Source organism: Streptomyces sp. NBC_00433, from assembly GCA_036015235.1.
In the GTDB taxonomy this organism is placed as follows: domain Bacteria; phylum Actinomycetota; class Actinomycetes; order Streptomycetales; family Streptomycetaceae; genus Actinacidiphila.
The window spans coordinates 5,974,260-5,988,081 of the sequence record CP107926.1 but is presented as its reverse complement, the minus strand read 5'-3'; the positions used below and the strand labels follow the sequence as shown (position 1 = coordinate 5,988,081).

The window sequence follows — 13,822 nt, the reverse complement described above, 5'->3', positions numbered from 1 at the left end:
GTCAGGACTCCTGGTGTGCGAGGGCGGGGCGGGCCTTGAGGTGCTCCACCAGGGCGATCAGCGCCTTGGTGGAGGAGGCGGTGTCGCGGGCGTCGCAGCCGACCAGGGGCGTGTCGGGCAGCAGGTCGAGCGCCTCGCGTATCTCCTCCTCGGGGAAGTGCGGCGCCCCGTCGAACTGGTTGACCGCGACCGCGTACGGCATGCCGAACTCCTCCAGCAGCCCCATCACGTCGAAGGACTGGTGGAGCCGCCGGGTGTCGGCGAGCACCAGGGCGCCGAGCGCGCCCTGGAGCATGTCGGTCCACAGCCGCGTGAAGCGCTTCTGGCCGGGCGCTCCGAAGAGGTAGAGCACCAGGCTGTCGCTGAGGGTGAGCCGGCCGAAGTCCATGGCCACGGTGGTCGCGGTCTTGTCGGGGACGCCGGCCAGGTCGTCGATGTGCGCGCCGGCCTGCGACAGCGGCTCCTCGGTCCGCAGCGGCCTGATCTCGGACAGGGTCCCGACGAAGGTCGTCTTGCCGACCGCGAAGTGCCCCACGATGAGGATCTTGGCCGCGGTCCTGACCGAGTCGGCCACGTAGGAGGGTGTGCCGCCCGGGGGGACGAGGGCGCGGTCAGAGGCGGGCGCGGAGCCCATTGAGCACCTCCTGCAGAAGCTGGACGTCGGGGAGTTGCGCCTTGGGAATGGCGGCCCGCGCGATGATGTGGCCGCTGTCGATGAGGTCGCTGATCAGCACCTTGGTGACGCTGATCGGCAGCGCGAGATAGCCGGCGACCTCGGCGACGGACAGGGCTCCGCCCCGGCACAGCTCCATCACCGCACGCCGCTCGGGGGTGAGCCCGGCCAGTGAGCGGCCGGGCACGGCGTTCACCAGCGAGACGATGTCCAGGGTGTTGCGTGTCGGGTGGGCGCGCCCGTCGGTGACGACGTAGGCGCGCACGAGCCCCTCCTCCCGCCTGCGCGGCGGGGTCATGACGGGACGGTGGTGCCCGGCCGGAAGTTCGCCGCGTCCTGGCGGGGCGGGCTGGTCAGCTCCTTGCCGAGCCTGTCCACGAGCTTCTGCATGCGGTAGGTGACCATCTCCATGTCCACGTCCTGCGTGGCGGAGACCGCCAGATACGCTCCCGCGCCCGCCGCGACCAGGAAGACGTAGCCGTCGGCGAATTCCACCAGGGTCTGCTGCCAGGGCGAGCCGTCCTTGCCGCAGAATTCCGCGGTGCTTCGGCTGATGGACTGGAGCCCCGACAGGGCCGCGGCCTGGCGTTCCGCCTCGTCCCTGCCGATGCCCTTGGAGTGGGCTCTGAGCATGCCGTCCGCGGACAGCAGGATGGCGTGCCGCGCTTCCGGGACCTTCAGGACCTCGTCGAGCATCCAGCCCAGTTCGTTGGCCATATGGTCGTTCATTCCTGAGTCGTCCCTTCGTCGTCGGCGGATTCCGCGCGCCCGGAGCGCGTGCCACGGGCGAACGCACCCATCCGGGATGCGGTCTCGTAGGGGGTGCGGATCGGCCCGGTGTCCTCGTCTGCGGGCTCCGCGGTGCGGGCGTGCCGGGCCGCGAGCTGGTCCTCGCCGACCTCACGCCTGCGCCGCTTCGGCAGGCCGCCCGCGGTGGCGCCGGTGATCGGGGTCTCGGGTATGTCGTCGTCGCCGGGCGCGCGCTCGTGCGCGGGCTCGGCGGCGGGCGCCTGGCCTGCGGCGGCCGGTACGGCGGCGGCGCGTACCGGTGTGCGTACGGGCAGCTCGGCCGGTGCCGACGCGCGCAGGTGCGCCGCCGCGCGGGCGGCCACCGGGGCCGCTGCGGTCCCCGCGGTGGCCAGCAGCGCCTTGGGCAGGAACAGCACGGCCCGCACCCCGCCGTAGGGCGACCTGGTGTCCACCGACACCGAGAAGCCGTAGCGGGCGGCGAGCACGCCGATCACCGCGAAGCCGAACTGCGGCGGGTCGCCGAGCCGGTTGATGTCCAGGTTCTCGCCGCCGTCGAGCCGTTCGACGGCGATCGAGACCTCCAGCTCGTCCATGCCGACGCCGGCGTCGTCGATGACGATCGTGGTGCCGTTGTGTGCGGGCCGCAGGGTGACCTCGACGCTGGTGTTCGGCTGCGAGTGGCGGGTGGCGTTGTCCAGCAGCTCGGCGACCGCGAGCACGACCGGCTCCACGGCCCGGCTGACCACGTCGACGTCCGGGCTCTGGCCGATCTCGACCCGCTGGTAGTCGCGGATACGGGACTTGGCGCCGCGCAGCACGTCGATCAGCGGCGAGGCCGCGCGCTGCCGCCCCGGCCACGACCCGCAGAGCACCGCGATGGCCTGCGCGCGCCGGCCGAACTGCGAGTTGGCGTGGTCGATCTCCATGAGGTCCTGGAGCACGTACGGGCTGTCGTGCCGGTCCTGCATGTCGGAGATGGACAGCTGCTGCTCGTTGGCCAGCGCCTGGACCGAGCGCATCGCCGCCTTGAGGGTGGCCTTGGCGGACTGGTCGGCCCGCACCCTGGCCTTCTCCACGGTGCCGACGAAGCGGTTCACGACCTGGTCCATCCGGTCGGCGTAGACCGTCCCGGCCAGCCGGCCGTCCCGCAGGCCCTGCTGGGGCCGCCGCCCGCCCAGCTCCACGGCGGGCAGGCGCACGTCGATCAGATGCGCGACCTCCGCGTCACGGATCCGCACCTCCGCCTCGCGGTCCCGCACCTGCTGCTCGGCGGCGGCGAGCCGTCTGCCGAGCCGGGCCGTCGCGACCGCCTGCCGGACCCACAACACCAGGGCCACGAGCGCGACGACGGCGACAGGCCAGAACACCGCTCCCGATATGTGACTCGTCATCAGATCCTCAGGAATTCGGGGAGGCCGATCAGACCGGGGCAGCCCATCGGATCCCGGAAGCACACATACGTGCGCGCCGGGATGCGCACAGCGGTCGGCGTGGTCGAAACCCGACGCGCGCACCCGCCGTGGGAAGGGATTTCCTGATCATCCTAGCCATCTGGCTGAGAGACAAGTGCCCTCTGGTGAGGGTGTTGTGACGTCCCGTCACCCCATGGAGGCGTCGTCGTGCGGCTCCCCGTGGGCCCCGCCCGGCCTTCCCCGCCCCCGTCCTGCCGCCCGAGCCCCCGGCGCTCGGCACCGGCCGGCACGCGGCGCCGCCGTCGGGCGGGGGGCGCGGCGCAATTACGCCACCCGGCGGGTGCGTCGGGCGCGGGCGCCGGGTGTTGTTACGGGCGGGGCGCGGTTACGGGCGAGGGGCCGTTACGAGCCCGGACCGGGTGGATGTCACGGGCGCATGCCCGCGAGCGCGGCTACTGTTCGGTGACCGCCTCGACCGCGTCCGCGAAGCCGGGGTTGCTGAGCAGGATGCCGCCGTCGACGGGCAGCGTCACGCCGGTGATCCAGGCCGCGTCGCGGGACGCGAGGAAGGTGACGGCGGCCGCGATGTCGGCCGGCTCGCCGATCCGGCCGAGGGGGTAGAGCGGCGCGGCCGCGGTCAGGACCGACTCCTTGCCCTCCCAGGCCGGTGTGCGGATGGTGCCCGGGGCGATGAGGTTGACGCGCACTCCGCTCGGCGCGGCATGCACCGCCAGAGTGCGGGTCAGCGACATCAGGCCCGCCTTGGCCGCGCTGTAGGAGTGGTTGCCGAAGTAGGAGATGCCGTTGACCGAGCCGATGTTGACCACCGCGCCCCGCCGGTCGGGCGCCGCGGCCAGGTGCGGCAGCGCGGCCCGGGTGCAGCGCACCGCGCCGACCAGGGTGACGTCGAGGTCGAGCCGCCACTCCTCGTCGTCCTCGTCGGTGAAGTCGGGGCGGTGCTCGCCGCACCGGTAGGCGTTGTTGACCAGCACGTCGAGCGTCCCGAAGGCCTCCACCGCCCGCGCCACGGCCGCGTCCACCGACGTGCGGTCGGCGACGTCGCAGCCGCACGCCTCGGCCCGGCCGCCGGCCGCCCGGATCGACCCGGCGGTCCGCTCGGCCCCTTCCTGGTCGATGTCGGCGATCAGCACTCCGGCGCCCTCGGCGGCGAACCGCCGCGCGGTGGCCTCACCGATACCGCGTGCCCCGCCCGTGACGATCACACCGAAGTCCTCGAAGCGTCCTCGCATCGCGTCAGCGTATGCACTCCCTGAGCGCCCTGACCAGGGCCTGGGCGCGCGGATCCGCCGTGACGTTGCGCTGCATGCCGTTGGTGACGTAGCCGAAGCCGACGGCCGTACCGGGATCGGCGAAGGCCAGGCTGCCGCCGCGGCCCGGGTGCCCGAACGACCCGGGTGCCAGCAGCGGCGACGCCGGGCCGTGCAGCATGTAGCCGAGTCCGAAGCGGGTGTTGACCACCAGCACCCGGTCCGGCCCGTCCGACTCCGGGGTCCTGGCCGCGGTCACCGTCGCGGGCGCGAACAGCCGCGGGCCGTCCGCCACCTCGCCGACCAGCGACGCGTAGAAGCGCGCGAGCGACCGGGCGGTGGCGATGCCGCCGGAAGCCGCCAGCTCCCCGGCCTGATAGGCGGGGTCGTTCTCGTCGGGCAGCGGGGTGATCGCGGCGAAGGCACGCCGGGTGAGCGAGTCCGGGTCCGCGTAGGCGTCGTGGACGGACTGCTTGGCCCGGGTGCGCAGCCCGCCGGACACCGCGGGCTCGGGCACCTCGATGTCGGCGATCCTGCCGACCTGGCCCGTCCGCTCGGCCGGCAGGCCTATCCACAGGTCCAGGCCCAGCGGCCGGGTGATCTCCTCGGCCACGAAGCGGCCGACCGACCGCCCCGAGGCGCGCAGCACCAGCTCGCCGGCCAGCCAGCTGAAGGTCTGCGCGTGGTAGCCGTGCTCCGCGCCCGGCGGGAAGAGCGGCTGCTGCGCGGCCACCGCCCGCGGCCCCGACGTCCCGTCCAGCGCCTGCCCGGGGGTGAGCGGCACGTCCAGCGCGGGCACCCCGGCCCGGTGCGCGAGCACGTCCCGTACCGTCACCCGCTCCTTGCCGCGGGCCTTGAACTCCGGCCAGTACGCCCCGACGGGCGCGTCCAGGTCCAGCTGCCCGCGCTGGTGGAGCAGCAGCAGGCAGGCCGCGGCCACGCCCTTCGTCGCGGACCGCACGGTCTGCGCGGTGTCCTCCCGCCAGGGCACGCCCCCGTCCGGCGCCGCCGTGCCGCCCCACAGGTCGACGACCTTCCGCCCGTCCCGGTAGACCGCGACGGCCGCGCCCCTGTCCCCGCGCCGCGCGAAATTCCCCGCGAAGGCGGCGCGGACCGGCTCGTACCCCGGCTCCACCGCTCCGTACACCTCGGTGACGTCCATGAACCCGCCCCCCTTCCCTTCGCCCCGACCGCCGCGACCTTTCCACCTCAATGGTGCACGAGGGGTCCGACAACCGGGCGGGGCGGGGTCCTGGACGGTCCCGGGACATGCCGCGGGCCCGTCACGGGACCGCGGTCCGGGTCGAGGTGACCCAGGCGCGGCCCCGAACGGGCCCGGTGGGGGGATCCGCTGTTCAGGTGCTTACGAAAGCGGCGGGTATGCGTTGGCGATCAGCTGGTGGAACTGGGCCGAGAACCAGTGGCCCGCCAGCGGCGCGTTGGCCAGGGCGCCTGTCGGGTTGTTGCCGTTCCGTGCGTTGCCGCCGTATGTCGGGTCGCACATCTGGTCGAAGCCCTTGCCCTCGTCGTTGCTGACGGCCTGGCTCGCACCATCGGACTCACCCGGAGGCTTGACCCACACGTAGGCGTCGATGCTCGACGCGGGAGCGGCGGTCGGCCGTGCGCCGATGCCCGCACCCGACTGGTTGCACCAGTTGCCCGCGTGGATGCGGCGGTCGATGCGGCCACCGTTCACGTAGGTGTCCACGCTGGTCGTGGCGCCCGGTCCGGTGGGACGCGAGGAGCCGCCCCAGCCGTTGCGGCTGGTGTCGATCAGCATGCCGATGCTGGACGAGAACCCGTCGGAGACCAGCTGGTTGCGCAGGCCGACCGCGTAGGACTGCTCGTCCACGTAGTTGTTCCAGTCGACCCACTTCGACTGCCGCACCGTCGTGCCGTTGACGTTGTCGGTCACCTTGAAGTTGGGCTCGACGGTGGCGCTGTAGTTCGCCGTGTTGACGATGAAGCCCTGCACGTCGGCCACGCTGGCGCCGTTGCTCGTGGCGACCTTGTAGAACTCCTGCGCGGAGGGGCCGAGGTTGCTGTCCCAGCCGAGCCAGGCGTGGTGGCCGGCGTCGAGGTAGTTGTACGTGTTGCCGAGCGCGCCCAGCTTCGCGAGTGCGTAGCTGACGCCCTTCTCGTAGTTGCCGTTGGCCTTCATCGTCGCGCACGCGGCAGTCGAACCGTCCGTGCCGCCCGCGTTGGTGACCAGGTTCGGCAGCGAGTCGGGCTCGATGATGTTGACGATCCGCAGGCCCGAGTAGGCGGAGCTGCCCTCAAGGGCGGTGATCGGGTCGATGTACTCGCTCTGGTAGCGGCCGATGTCCGTCGGGCCCAGCTCGCCGTTGGAGGCCAGCGCCGAGCAGTCGCGGCCCGGCAGGTCGTAGATGACCAGCTCGATGGTCAGCGGCTGACCCGCGGCCTGCTGCACTGCCGCGTCCAGGTGGGCCTTGAGGCCCATCCCGCCGTTCACCCCGTTGATCGCGGCGATCCGGTCGAGCCAGACCGCGGTCGACTGCTTGGAGATCGACTGGCCGCCGTCACCGGCGGCGAGCGCGGACCACTCGGGGTTGACGTAGCCCTTGGCCCCGACGTACGGGTTGTCGACCTTCTGGCCGGGCGGCGGGGTGGTGCCACCGGTCGTGCTACCTCCGGTGGTGCTGCCGCCGGTCGTGGTGCCGCCGGTCGTGGTGCCGCCGGTCGTGGTGCCACCCGTGGTGGTGCCGCCGGTCGTGCTACCGCCAGTGGTGCTGCCACCGGTCGTGCTGCCACCGCCACATGCCACACCGTTCAGAGTGAACGCCGTCGGCGAGGTGTTGGTGCCGCTGTACGACCCGTTGAAGCCGAAGGTCGCCGTCCCGCCGGTCGCCACCGTACCGTTGTAGGACATGTTGGCCGCGGTGACGGCCTTGCCGCTCTGGGTGACGGTGGCGTTCCACGCCTGGGTGATCTGCTGGTTGCCGGCGAAGCTCCAGCCGAGTTTCCAGCTGGTCAGGGCCGCACCGGTGTTGGTGAACGTCACCTGTGTGGTGAAGCCGGTGTCCCACTGGCTCACGCTGTAGGTGACCGAGCACCCGGCGGTGGCCGCAGAGGCGGACGTGGTGCTGAGAGCAGCGGCCACACCGCCGGACGCGACGACCATCAGGCCTGCGGCCAGTGCCGCGGTTCTGCGTCGGACTATCGGGACTGCCATGTGCGAACAACCTCCATTGGGGGGATGGGCCTTCGAATCGGCTTCGAGAGGTCATGGGAGGTGGTGCGGTGATTCAGTGTTCGGTTACACGCTCTTAACGTGGGAGCGCTCCCATAGTGCGGAGCCCTCCTGCTCCTGTCAATGCTTGAAACACGACAAGGCACTCCGGGCCAGGCCGGGTTACCCCCGGTCCCCACCGTCCCCGCAGGTCACGCCCGTCCGCGGCGGACTGGCGCCCCGCTCCATCCGACGCCCCCGCCCGCCGCCACCGCGCCCGGCTTCGCGCCCCGAAGCGGCGGGCGGCGTCCGACCGGTCGCCGCCGCCCGCGGGCGCACGGCTATGCGGTGGCTGCCGCCGCGGCCCTCCCCGCCTGCCGCCCGGAGAATATGCACCCGCCGAGGAAGGTCCCCTCCAGCGAGCGGTAGCCGTGCATCCCGCCGCCGCCGAAGCCGGCCGCCTCCCCGGCCGCGTAAAGCCCGCCCAGCGGCTCACCGCGCCCGGCGCCCGATCCCGGGCCGGCCTCGGGAGGCGCGAGCACCCGCCCTTCGAGGTCCGTCTCCAGGCCGCCCAATGACTTCCGCGTCAGAATGTTCAGCCGCACGGCGATGAGCGGCCCGGCCTTCGGATCGAGCAGCCGATGCGGCGACGCCGTACGGATGAGCTTGTCCCCGATATAGTTCCGCGCCCCGCGAATCGCGGTGACCTGCAGATCCTTGGTGTACGTATTCGCGATCTCCCGGTCCCTCGCCTCGATTTCGCGCCGCAGCGCGCCCTCGTCGACCAGGCCCTCCCCGGTAAGCGCGTTCATGCCCCGCACAAGTGCGCCGAGTTCGCTCTCCACGACGAAGTCGACCCCGTTGCGCTTGAAGGCCTCGACCGGCCCGGGAGCCCCTGGCAGCGCGCGTTTGAGAACCTCCCGCACACTGCGCCCGGTGAGGTCGGGATTCTGCTCGGAGCCCGAAAGGGCGAACTCCTTCTCGATGATCTTCTGCGTGAGGACGAACCACGTGTATTCGTGCCCGGTGCGCATGATGTGTTCTAGTGTGCCAAGCGTGTCGAAGCCGGGAAAATAGGGTACGGGCAGCCGTTTTCCGGTCGCGTCGAGCCACAGCGACGAGGGGCCGGGCAGAATGCGGATTCCGTGCCTGGCCCAGATCGGGTTCCAGTTCTCGATGCCCTCGGTGTAGTGCCACATACGGTCGCCGTTGACAGCCGAGGCGCCCGCCGACTCCGCGACACCGAGCATCAGCCCGTCGACATGCGCGGGCACACCGGACAGCAGCTTCTTCGGGGGTATGCCGAGCCGCTCCGGCCAGGCCGCGCGCACCAGGTCGTGATTGCCGCCGATACCGCCGCTGGTGACGATGACGGCCTGCGCCTTGAGCGCGAATCCACCCGCGACCTCCCGCGAACTGGCCGTCCCGCGCTCCGCGTCGCTGGCCACCAGCACCTCACCGGTCACACCGTCGACGGCGCCGCCGGTCGCGCTCAGCCCGGTCACCCGGTGCCGGAAGCGCAGTTCGACGCGCCCCCGGGCGACCGCCTCCCGCACCCGCCGCTCGAACGGCTCGACCACCCCGGGACCCGTACCCCACGTGATGTGGAAACGCGGCACCGAATTGCCGGGACCGGTCGCCAGGAAACCGCCGCGCTCGGCCCAGCCGACCACCGGGAAGAGCCGCAGCCCCCGCTCGCGCAGCCATGCGCGCTTCTCGCCGGAGGCGAAGTCGACGTAAGCCTGTGCCCATCGCCGCGGCCAGTGGTCCTCGGGCCGGTCGAAACCGGCTGTTCCCAGCCAGTCCTGGAGCGCCAGCTCGGTGGTGTCCTTGATGCGCATCCGGCGCTGCTCGGGCGAGTCCACGAAGAACAGCCCGCCGAACGACCAGAAGGCCTGCCCCCCGAGCGATGCCTCCGGCTCCTGGTCCACCAGGATCACCTTCCGCCCGGCATCCGCCAGCTCGGCGGTGGCCACCAGCCCCGCGAGACCCGCACCCACCACGACGACGTCCGCGTCCAGTGCCATCCGCCCGCCTCCTGCTCCCGCGCCCACTGCCACGACCTACTCGGTGGTAATGCACGTTACGCGAGCCACCCCCGCCAGGTCAGCGCCCCCGCACCCTGCTCCGGGGCTGCCGCAGCCGGCACATTCCCGACTCATCCGACGATCAGCTGCCATCTCATCTCACCGTCGTGCCATTCGTCCGTGGCGGTGAGCCCCGCCGCCGCGGCCACCGCGGCGGACGCCCGATGGTCGGGGTGGACGTGCGCGACCACCGTCGTCACCCCCTGCCCGCCGAGCCACCCGACCAGCCCGCGCGCGGCCTCGATCGCGATCCCCCGCCCTTGCCACGGGATGCCCACCACCCACGCGATCTCCGCCTGGCCACCGGTGACCGTCGCCTGCACCGTCCCGGTCAGACAGTCCGCGGAACGCAGCCGCACCACCCAGTTGCACCACGACACCCCGGCGTCCCCCGGCCCCGCGACCAGCCGCTCGTACCGCGCCCGCAATTCCTCCGCGGTCATCGGCATGCCGCCGATGAAGGCGTGCAGGTCCCAGTCGCCCAGCACCTCGGCCATTTCCTCGGCATATTGCGCCGCCAACGGCAGCAGCGTCAGCCGCCGCGTCGCGATGACCTCAGCTTCCACTCCCCGCACCCCGCCTCCCGGACACGGGCCCGCCGCCGATCGCCCGGGCCTCCACGGGACCGTACGCCCCGGCGGCCGGCGGGGTGCGCTGAGGCACTTCGGGGGCGCACGTGAGTGAAAAGTTGCTGGCGGTGCGGGCGCCCCGAAACATGGGTGGGGTGAGCGACGGCGCGTACCTACGGTTTCCGCACCTGCACGGCGGCATGCTCTGCTTCGCGGCGGAGGACGACATCTGGGTGGCTCCGCTGGGGCCGCCAGGCGGCTCGCCCGGGCGCGCGTGGCGGGTGACGGCCGACCGTACGCGGGTCGGGCCGCCGCGGCTGTCGCCCGACGGTGCGACGATCGCCTTCACGACCTGGCGGAGCCTGGACCCCGAGGTGTACCTGGTGCCGTCCGACGGCGGCACCGCACGCCGGCTGACGTACTGGGGCGGCGCCGACACCCGGGTGTGCTCATGGACTCCCGACGGCCACGTCCTGGCGGTCTCCTCCTACGGGCAGCCGTTCTCGTACTACACCTGGGCGCACAGCGTGCCGGTCGAATGCGGCCCGGGCGGACCGCTGCCCTGGGGGCCGGTGTCGGACATCGCCGTGCGCGACGACGACGATTCCGGCGAAGCCGGCGGCGAGCGCCGCACCCTGCTGCTGACGGGCACGCCGCCGCACGAACCGCACGCGTGGAAGCGCTACCGCGGCGGCGCGACCGGGCGGCTGTGGCTGCACGGCGAGCGCCTGGTGCCGGACATCGACGGGCACCTCGCGTCGCCGATGTTCGTGGCCGGCCGGATCGCCTTCCTGTCCGACCACGAGGGCGTCGGCAACCTCTACTCCTGCCTCCCCGACGGCACCGGCCTGCGCCGCCACACCGACCACGCCGACTTCTACGCCCGCAATGCCGCCACCGACGGCGAGCGGGTCGTCTACCAGTGCGCGGGCGACCTGTGGCTGGCCGAGGACCTGGCCTCGCCCGACGCCGTCCCGCGCCGCCTCGACATGCGCCTGGGCGGCGCCCGCAGCGGCCGCCGCCCGTACCAGGTGCCGGCCGCCTCCAACGTCGACGGCCTGGCCATCCACCCGAGCGGCCGCGCCAGCGCCGTGTGCGTACGCGGCAGCCTGTACTGGCTCACCCACCGCGACGGGCCGGCCCGCACCATCGCCGACGCCGCGGGCGCCCGCGTGCGGCTGCCCGCGATGCTGGGCGACACCGGCCTGGTCGGCTACGTCACCGACGCCGGGGGCGAGGACGGCATCGAGCTGGCGCCCCTCCCCGGCCGCGCCTCCCGCGCCCTGAGCCGCGGCCCCGAGACGGCCGCCGAGGCGGCCGAAACCGCTGTCGCCGTGGAAGCCGCCCTGGACATCGCCGAGCCGTCCGACACCCCGGCGGACGCGGCGCCGGACACGGTGCCGGTGGGCGGCGCGCAGTCGCGTACGGCGGGGGGCGATGATCGTATTCCGGCGGGCGACGATCGTACGAAAGCGGGCGATCATCGTATTGCGCCGGGCGATGATCACACGGTCAGAACCGGCTCCACCCGGGTGGCCTACGTCGACGGCGCCATCAGCCTCGACGCGGCCGGCGGCAACGACAGCGGCCCGCCGCCCGGCGACACCTCCGACGCGGTCACCCGTCTGGCCGTGGGCCGCCTCGGCCGCGTGCTGGAACTGGTGTCGTCACCCGACGGCGGCACCCTGGCGGTCGCCTCGAACGACGGCGGCCTGCTGCTGGTCACCACCGGAGTGGCCACCGACACCAGCTCCGACGGCGGCGCGACCCGCTACGACGACACCGACTCCGCCACGGCGGACGTCGACGTCGACGACCGGAACCCACCCGGCACGGTGAAGGAACTGGTCCGCTCCACCAACGGCCCGGTCCGCGACCTCGCCTTCTCCCCCGACTCTGCGTGGCTGACCTGGTCCCACCCCGGCGTCGGCCGCTCCCTGCGCTCGGTCAAGATCGCCCGACTGTCCGACCACACGATCATCGACGTCACCAACGGCCGCTTCGAGGACGAGCAGCCGGTCTTCACCCGCGACGGCCGCTATCTGGCGTTCCTGTCCTGGCGCGGTTTCGACCCGGTGTACGACGTCCATACCGGCGACCTGTCGTTCCCGCTCGGCTGCCGCCCGTATCTCGTGCCGCTCAACTCGGCCACACCGTCGCCCTTCGCCCTGCCCGTCGACGGCGGCCCGGTCGGCAGCGCCAGCGGCAGCGGCCTGGACCCGGGCGAGAGCGGCGGCGACAGCGACGGCCCGGTCGTCGTCGAGGCGGAGGGCCTGCCCAGCCGGGTGACGCCCTTCCCCGTACCCGCGTCGAAGTACTCGTCGCTCGAACCGGTGCAGGGCGGCCTGGTCTGGATGCGCTGGCCGATCTCCGGCGCCCTGGGCGAGACGTTCGTCAACCCCACCGACCCCTCCTCCCGCCCGAGCCTGGAGTTCTTCAACCTGGCCAAGTCCAAGAAGACCGAACTGGTCCACCACATGGACTGGTACGCCGTCAGCGGCGACGGCCGCCGCCTCGCGGTATATGACGAAGCCGAACTCGCGGTACTGCCCGCCAACGAACGCGGCGACGACGACACCACCGTCTATGTCGACATGCGCCGCATCCTGCACGAGGTCGATCCCGGTGCCGAATGGCAGCAGTCCTATGCCGAGGCGGGCCGCCTGATCCGCGACTACTTCTGGGCGCCGGACATGTGCGGCGTGGACTGGCCGGCCGTCCTCGACCAGTACCACCCGCTGGTGGACCGGGTCGCCACGCCCGACGAGTTCGCCGACCTGCTCCGCGAGGTGCTGGGCGAGCTGGGCACTTCCCACGCCTATGTCGCCGCCGCCCGCCGCAACGAGGGCCCGCCGCACTACCAGCGCCCCATCGGCCTGCTCGGCGCCGACTTCCAGCACAACAAGGACGGCACCTGGACGGTGATCCGCATCCTGCCGGGCGAGTCGTCGGACTCCAAGGCCCGCTCCCCGCTGGCGGGCACCGGCATCCGCGAGGGCGCCGTCCTCACCCACGTCGACGGCCGCCCGGTGGACCCGCACGCGGGCCCCTTCCCGCTGCTCGCGGGCGCCGGCGGCACCACCGTGGAGCTGACCTTCCGCCCGCCGGGCGGCCGCGGCGCACCCCGCCGTGTGGCGATCGTCCCGCTCATCGACGACCGCCCGCTGCGCTACCAGCACTGGGTCGCCAAACGCCGCAAGGTCGTACGCCGGCTCAGCGGCGGCCGGTGCGGTTATCTGCACATCCCGGACCTGGGCGGCTCGGGCTGGGCGCAGTTCAACCGCGACCTGCGCAAGGAAGTCGCCTACGACGCCCTGCTGGTGGACGTCCGCGGCAATGCGGGCGGCAACATCAGCGAACTGGTCATCGAGAAGCTCACCCGCACCGTCCTGGGCTGGGACCTCACCCGCAATGCCCAACCCGTCTCGTACGCCGGCAACGCACCGCGCGGCCCGGTCGTCGCCATCGCCGACGAAGCGACCTCCTCCGACGGCGACATGATCACCGCGGCGTTCAAACTCCTCGGCCTCGGCCCGGTGGTGGGCCTGCGCACCTGGGGCGGCGTGGTCGGCATGACCGGCCGGCACCGCCTGGGCGACGGCACCGTGATCACCGTGCCGATGAACGCCGCCTGGTTCGACGCCTACGGCTGGTCGGTGGAGAACCAGGGCGTCGCACCCGACATCGAGTGCCTCCGTACGCCCCTGGACTGGGCGGAGGGCCGCCACGGCCAACTCGACGTCGCCGTACGCACCGCCCTGGCGCTGCTCTCCCAGCACCCCGCGGCCACCCCTCCCGACCTCTCCACCCGCCCCGACCGCGCCCGCCCGCCGCTCCCCCCGCGCCCGCCCGCGACGCCGCGCTGAGGCCCCT

The 13,822-nt window shown here is 72.8% G+C and carries 10 protein-coding genes; 1 reads left to right on the top strand and 9 read right to left on the bottom strand.

All coding sequences use genetic code 11. The features are described 5' to 3' along the window. Window position 1: 1 nt before the first annotated feature. The 9 genes from OG900_25615 to OG900_25575 all read right to left on the bottom strand — a co-directional run bounded on the left by OG900_25615 (window position 2) and on the right by OG900_25575 (window position 9,955). On the bottom strand, window positions 2-634 hold the full coding sequence (locus OG900_25615; protein ID WUH93157.1) for an ATP/GTP-binding protein: 633 nt from the start codon (window positions 632-634) through the stop codon (window positions 2-4). Further along, entirely contained in the window at window positions 612-971 is a 360-nt protein-coding gene (locus OG900_25610) for a DUF742 domain-containing protein (GenBank protein ID WUH93156.1), read from the bottom strand. Before OG900_25610 ends, OG900_25615 begins: the two co-directional genes overlap by 23 nt. Beyond that, a complete protein-coding gene (locus OG900_25605; protein WUH93155.1) occupies window positions 968-1,402 on the bottom strand; it encodes a roadblock/LC7 domain-containing protein in 435 nt (144 codons plus the stop codon). Before OG900_25605 ends, OG900_25610 begins: the two co-directional genes overlap by 4 nt. Then, window positions 1,399-2,814 (bottom strand): ATP-binding protein, encoded by a 1,416-nt coding sequence (locus OG900_25600; GenBank protein WUH93154.1) that lies wholly within the window; start codon window positions 2,812-2,814, stop codon window positions 1,399-1,401. Before OG900_25600 ends, OG900_25605 begins: the two co-directional genes overlap by 4 nt. Before the next feature lie 473 nt (window positions 2,815-3,287). Beyond that, on the bottom strand, window positions 3,288-4,085 hold the full coding sequence (locus OG900_25595) for an SDR family oxidoreductase (protein WUH93153.1): 798 nt from the start codon (window positions 4,083-4,085) through the stop codon (window positions 3,288-3,290). Between the two features lie 4 nt (window positions 4,086-4,089). After that, window positions 4,090-5,265 (bottom strand): beta-lactamase family protein, encoded by a 1,176-nt coding sequence (locus OG900_25590; GenBank protein ID WUH93152.1) that lies wholly within the window; start codon window positions 5,263-5,265, stop codon window positions 4,090-4,092. A gap of 201 nt (window positions 5,266-5,466) precedes the next feature. Continuing rightward, on the bottom strand, window positions 5,467-7,284 hold the full coding sequence (locus OG900_25585) for a glycoside hydrolase family 6 protein (GenBank protein ID WUH95922.1): 1,818 nt from the start codon (window positions 7,282-7,284) through the stop codon (window positions 5,467-5,469). Window positions 7,285-7,634: 350 nt separating this feature from the next. After that, on the bottom strand, window positions 7,635-9,320 hold the full coding sequence (locus OG900_25580) for an FAD-binding dehydrogenase (GenBank protein WUH93151.1): 1,686 nt from the start codon (window positions 9,318-9,320) through the stop codon (window positions 7,635-7,637). Window positions 9,321-9,451: 131 nt separating this feature from the next. Next, complete coding sequence (locus OG900_25575) at window positions 9,452-9,955, bottom strand: GNAT family N-acetyltransferase (protein ID WUH93150.1); 504 nt, start codon at window positions 9,953-9,955, stop codon at window positions 9,452-9,454. A 140-nt stretch (window positions 9,956-10,095) separates the two neighbouring features. Between OG900_25575 and OG900_25570 the strand changes: the two genes are divergently transcribed. Further along, the gene (locus OG900_25570) at window positions 10,096-13,815 is read left to right on the top strand and encodes a PDZ domain-containing protein (protein WUH95921.1); all 3,720 of its coding nucleotides are present in this window, start codon (window positions 10,096-10,098) and stop codon (window positions 13,813-13,815) included. Window positions 13,816-13,822 lie beyond the last annotated feature (7 nt).

Bases quoted from the DNA above. Each gene is read 5' to 3' on its own strand.
- OG900_25615 (WUH93157.1), bottom strand. From the start codon at position 634: ATGGGCTCCGCGCCCGCCTCTGACCGCGCCCTCGTCCCCCCGGGCGGC.
- OG900_25610 (WUH93156.1), bottom strand. From the start codon at position 971: ATGACCCCGCCGCGCAGGCGGGAGGAGGGGCTCGTGCGCGCCTACGTC.
- OG900_25605 (WUH93155.1), bottom strand. From the start codon at position 1,402: ATGAACGACCATATGGCCAACGAACTGGGCTGGATGCTCGACGAGGTC.
- OG900_25600 (WUH93154.1), bottom strand. From the start codon at position 2,814: ATGACGAGTCACATATCGGGAGCGGTGTTCTGGCCTGTCGCCGTCGTC.
- OG900_25595 (WUH93153.1), bottom strand. From the start codon at position 4,085: ATGCGAGGACGCTTCGAGGACTTCGGTGTGATCGTCACGGGCGGGGCA.
- OG900_25590 (WUH93152.1), bottom strand. From the start codon at position 5,265: ATGGACGTCACCGAGGTGTACGGAGCGGTGGAGCCGGGGTACGAGCCG.
- OG900_25580 (WUH93151.1), bottom strand. From the start codon at position 9,320: ATGGCACTGGACGCGGACGTCGTCGTGGTGGGTGCGGGTCTCGCGGGG.
- OG900_25570 (WUH95921.1), top strand. From the start codon at position 10,096: ATGGGTGGGGTGAGCGACGGCGCGTACCTACGGTTTCCGCACCTGCAC.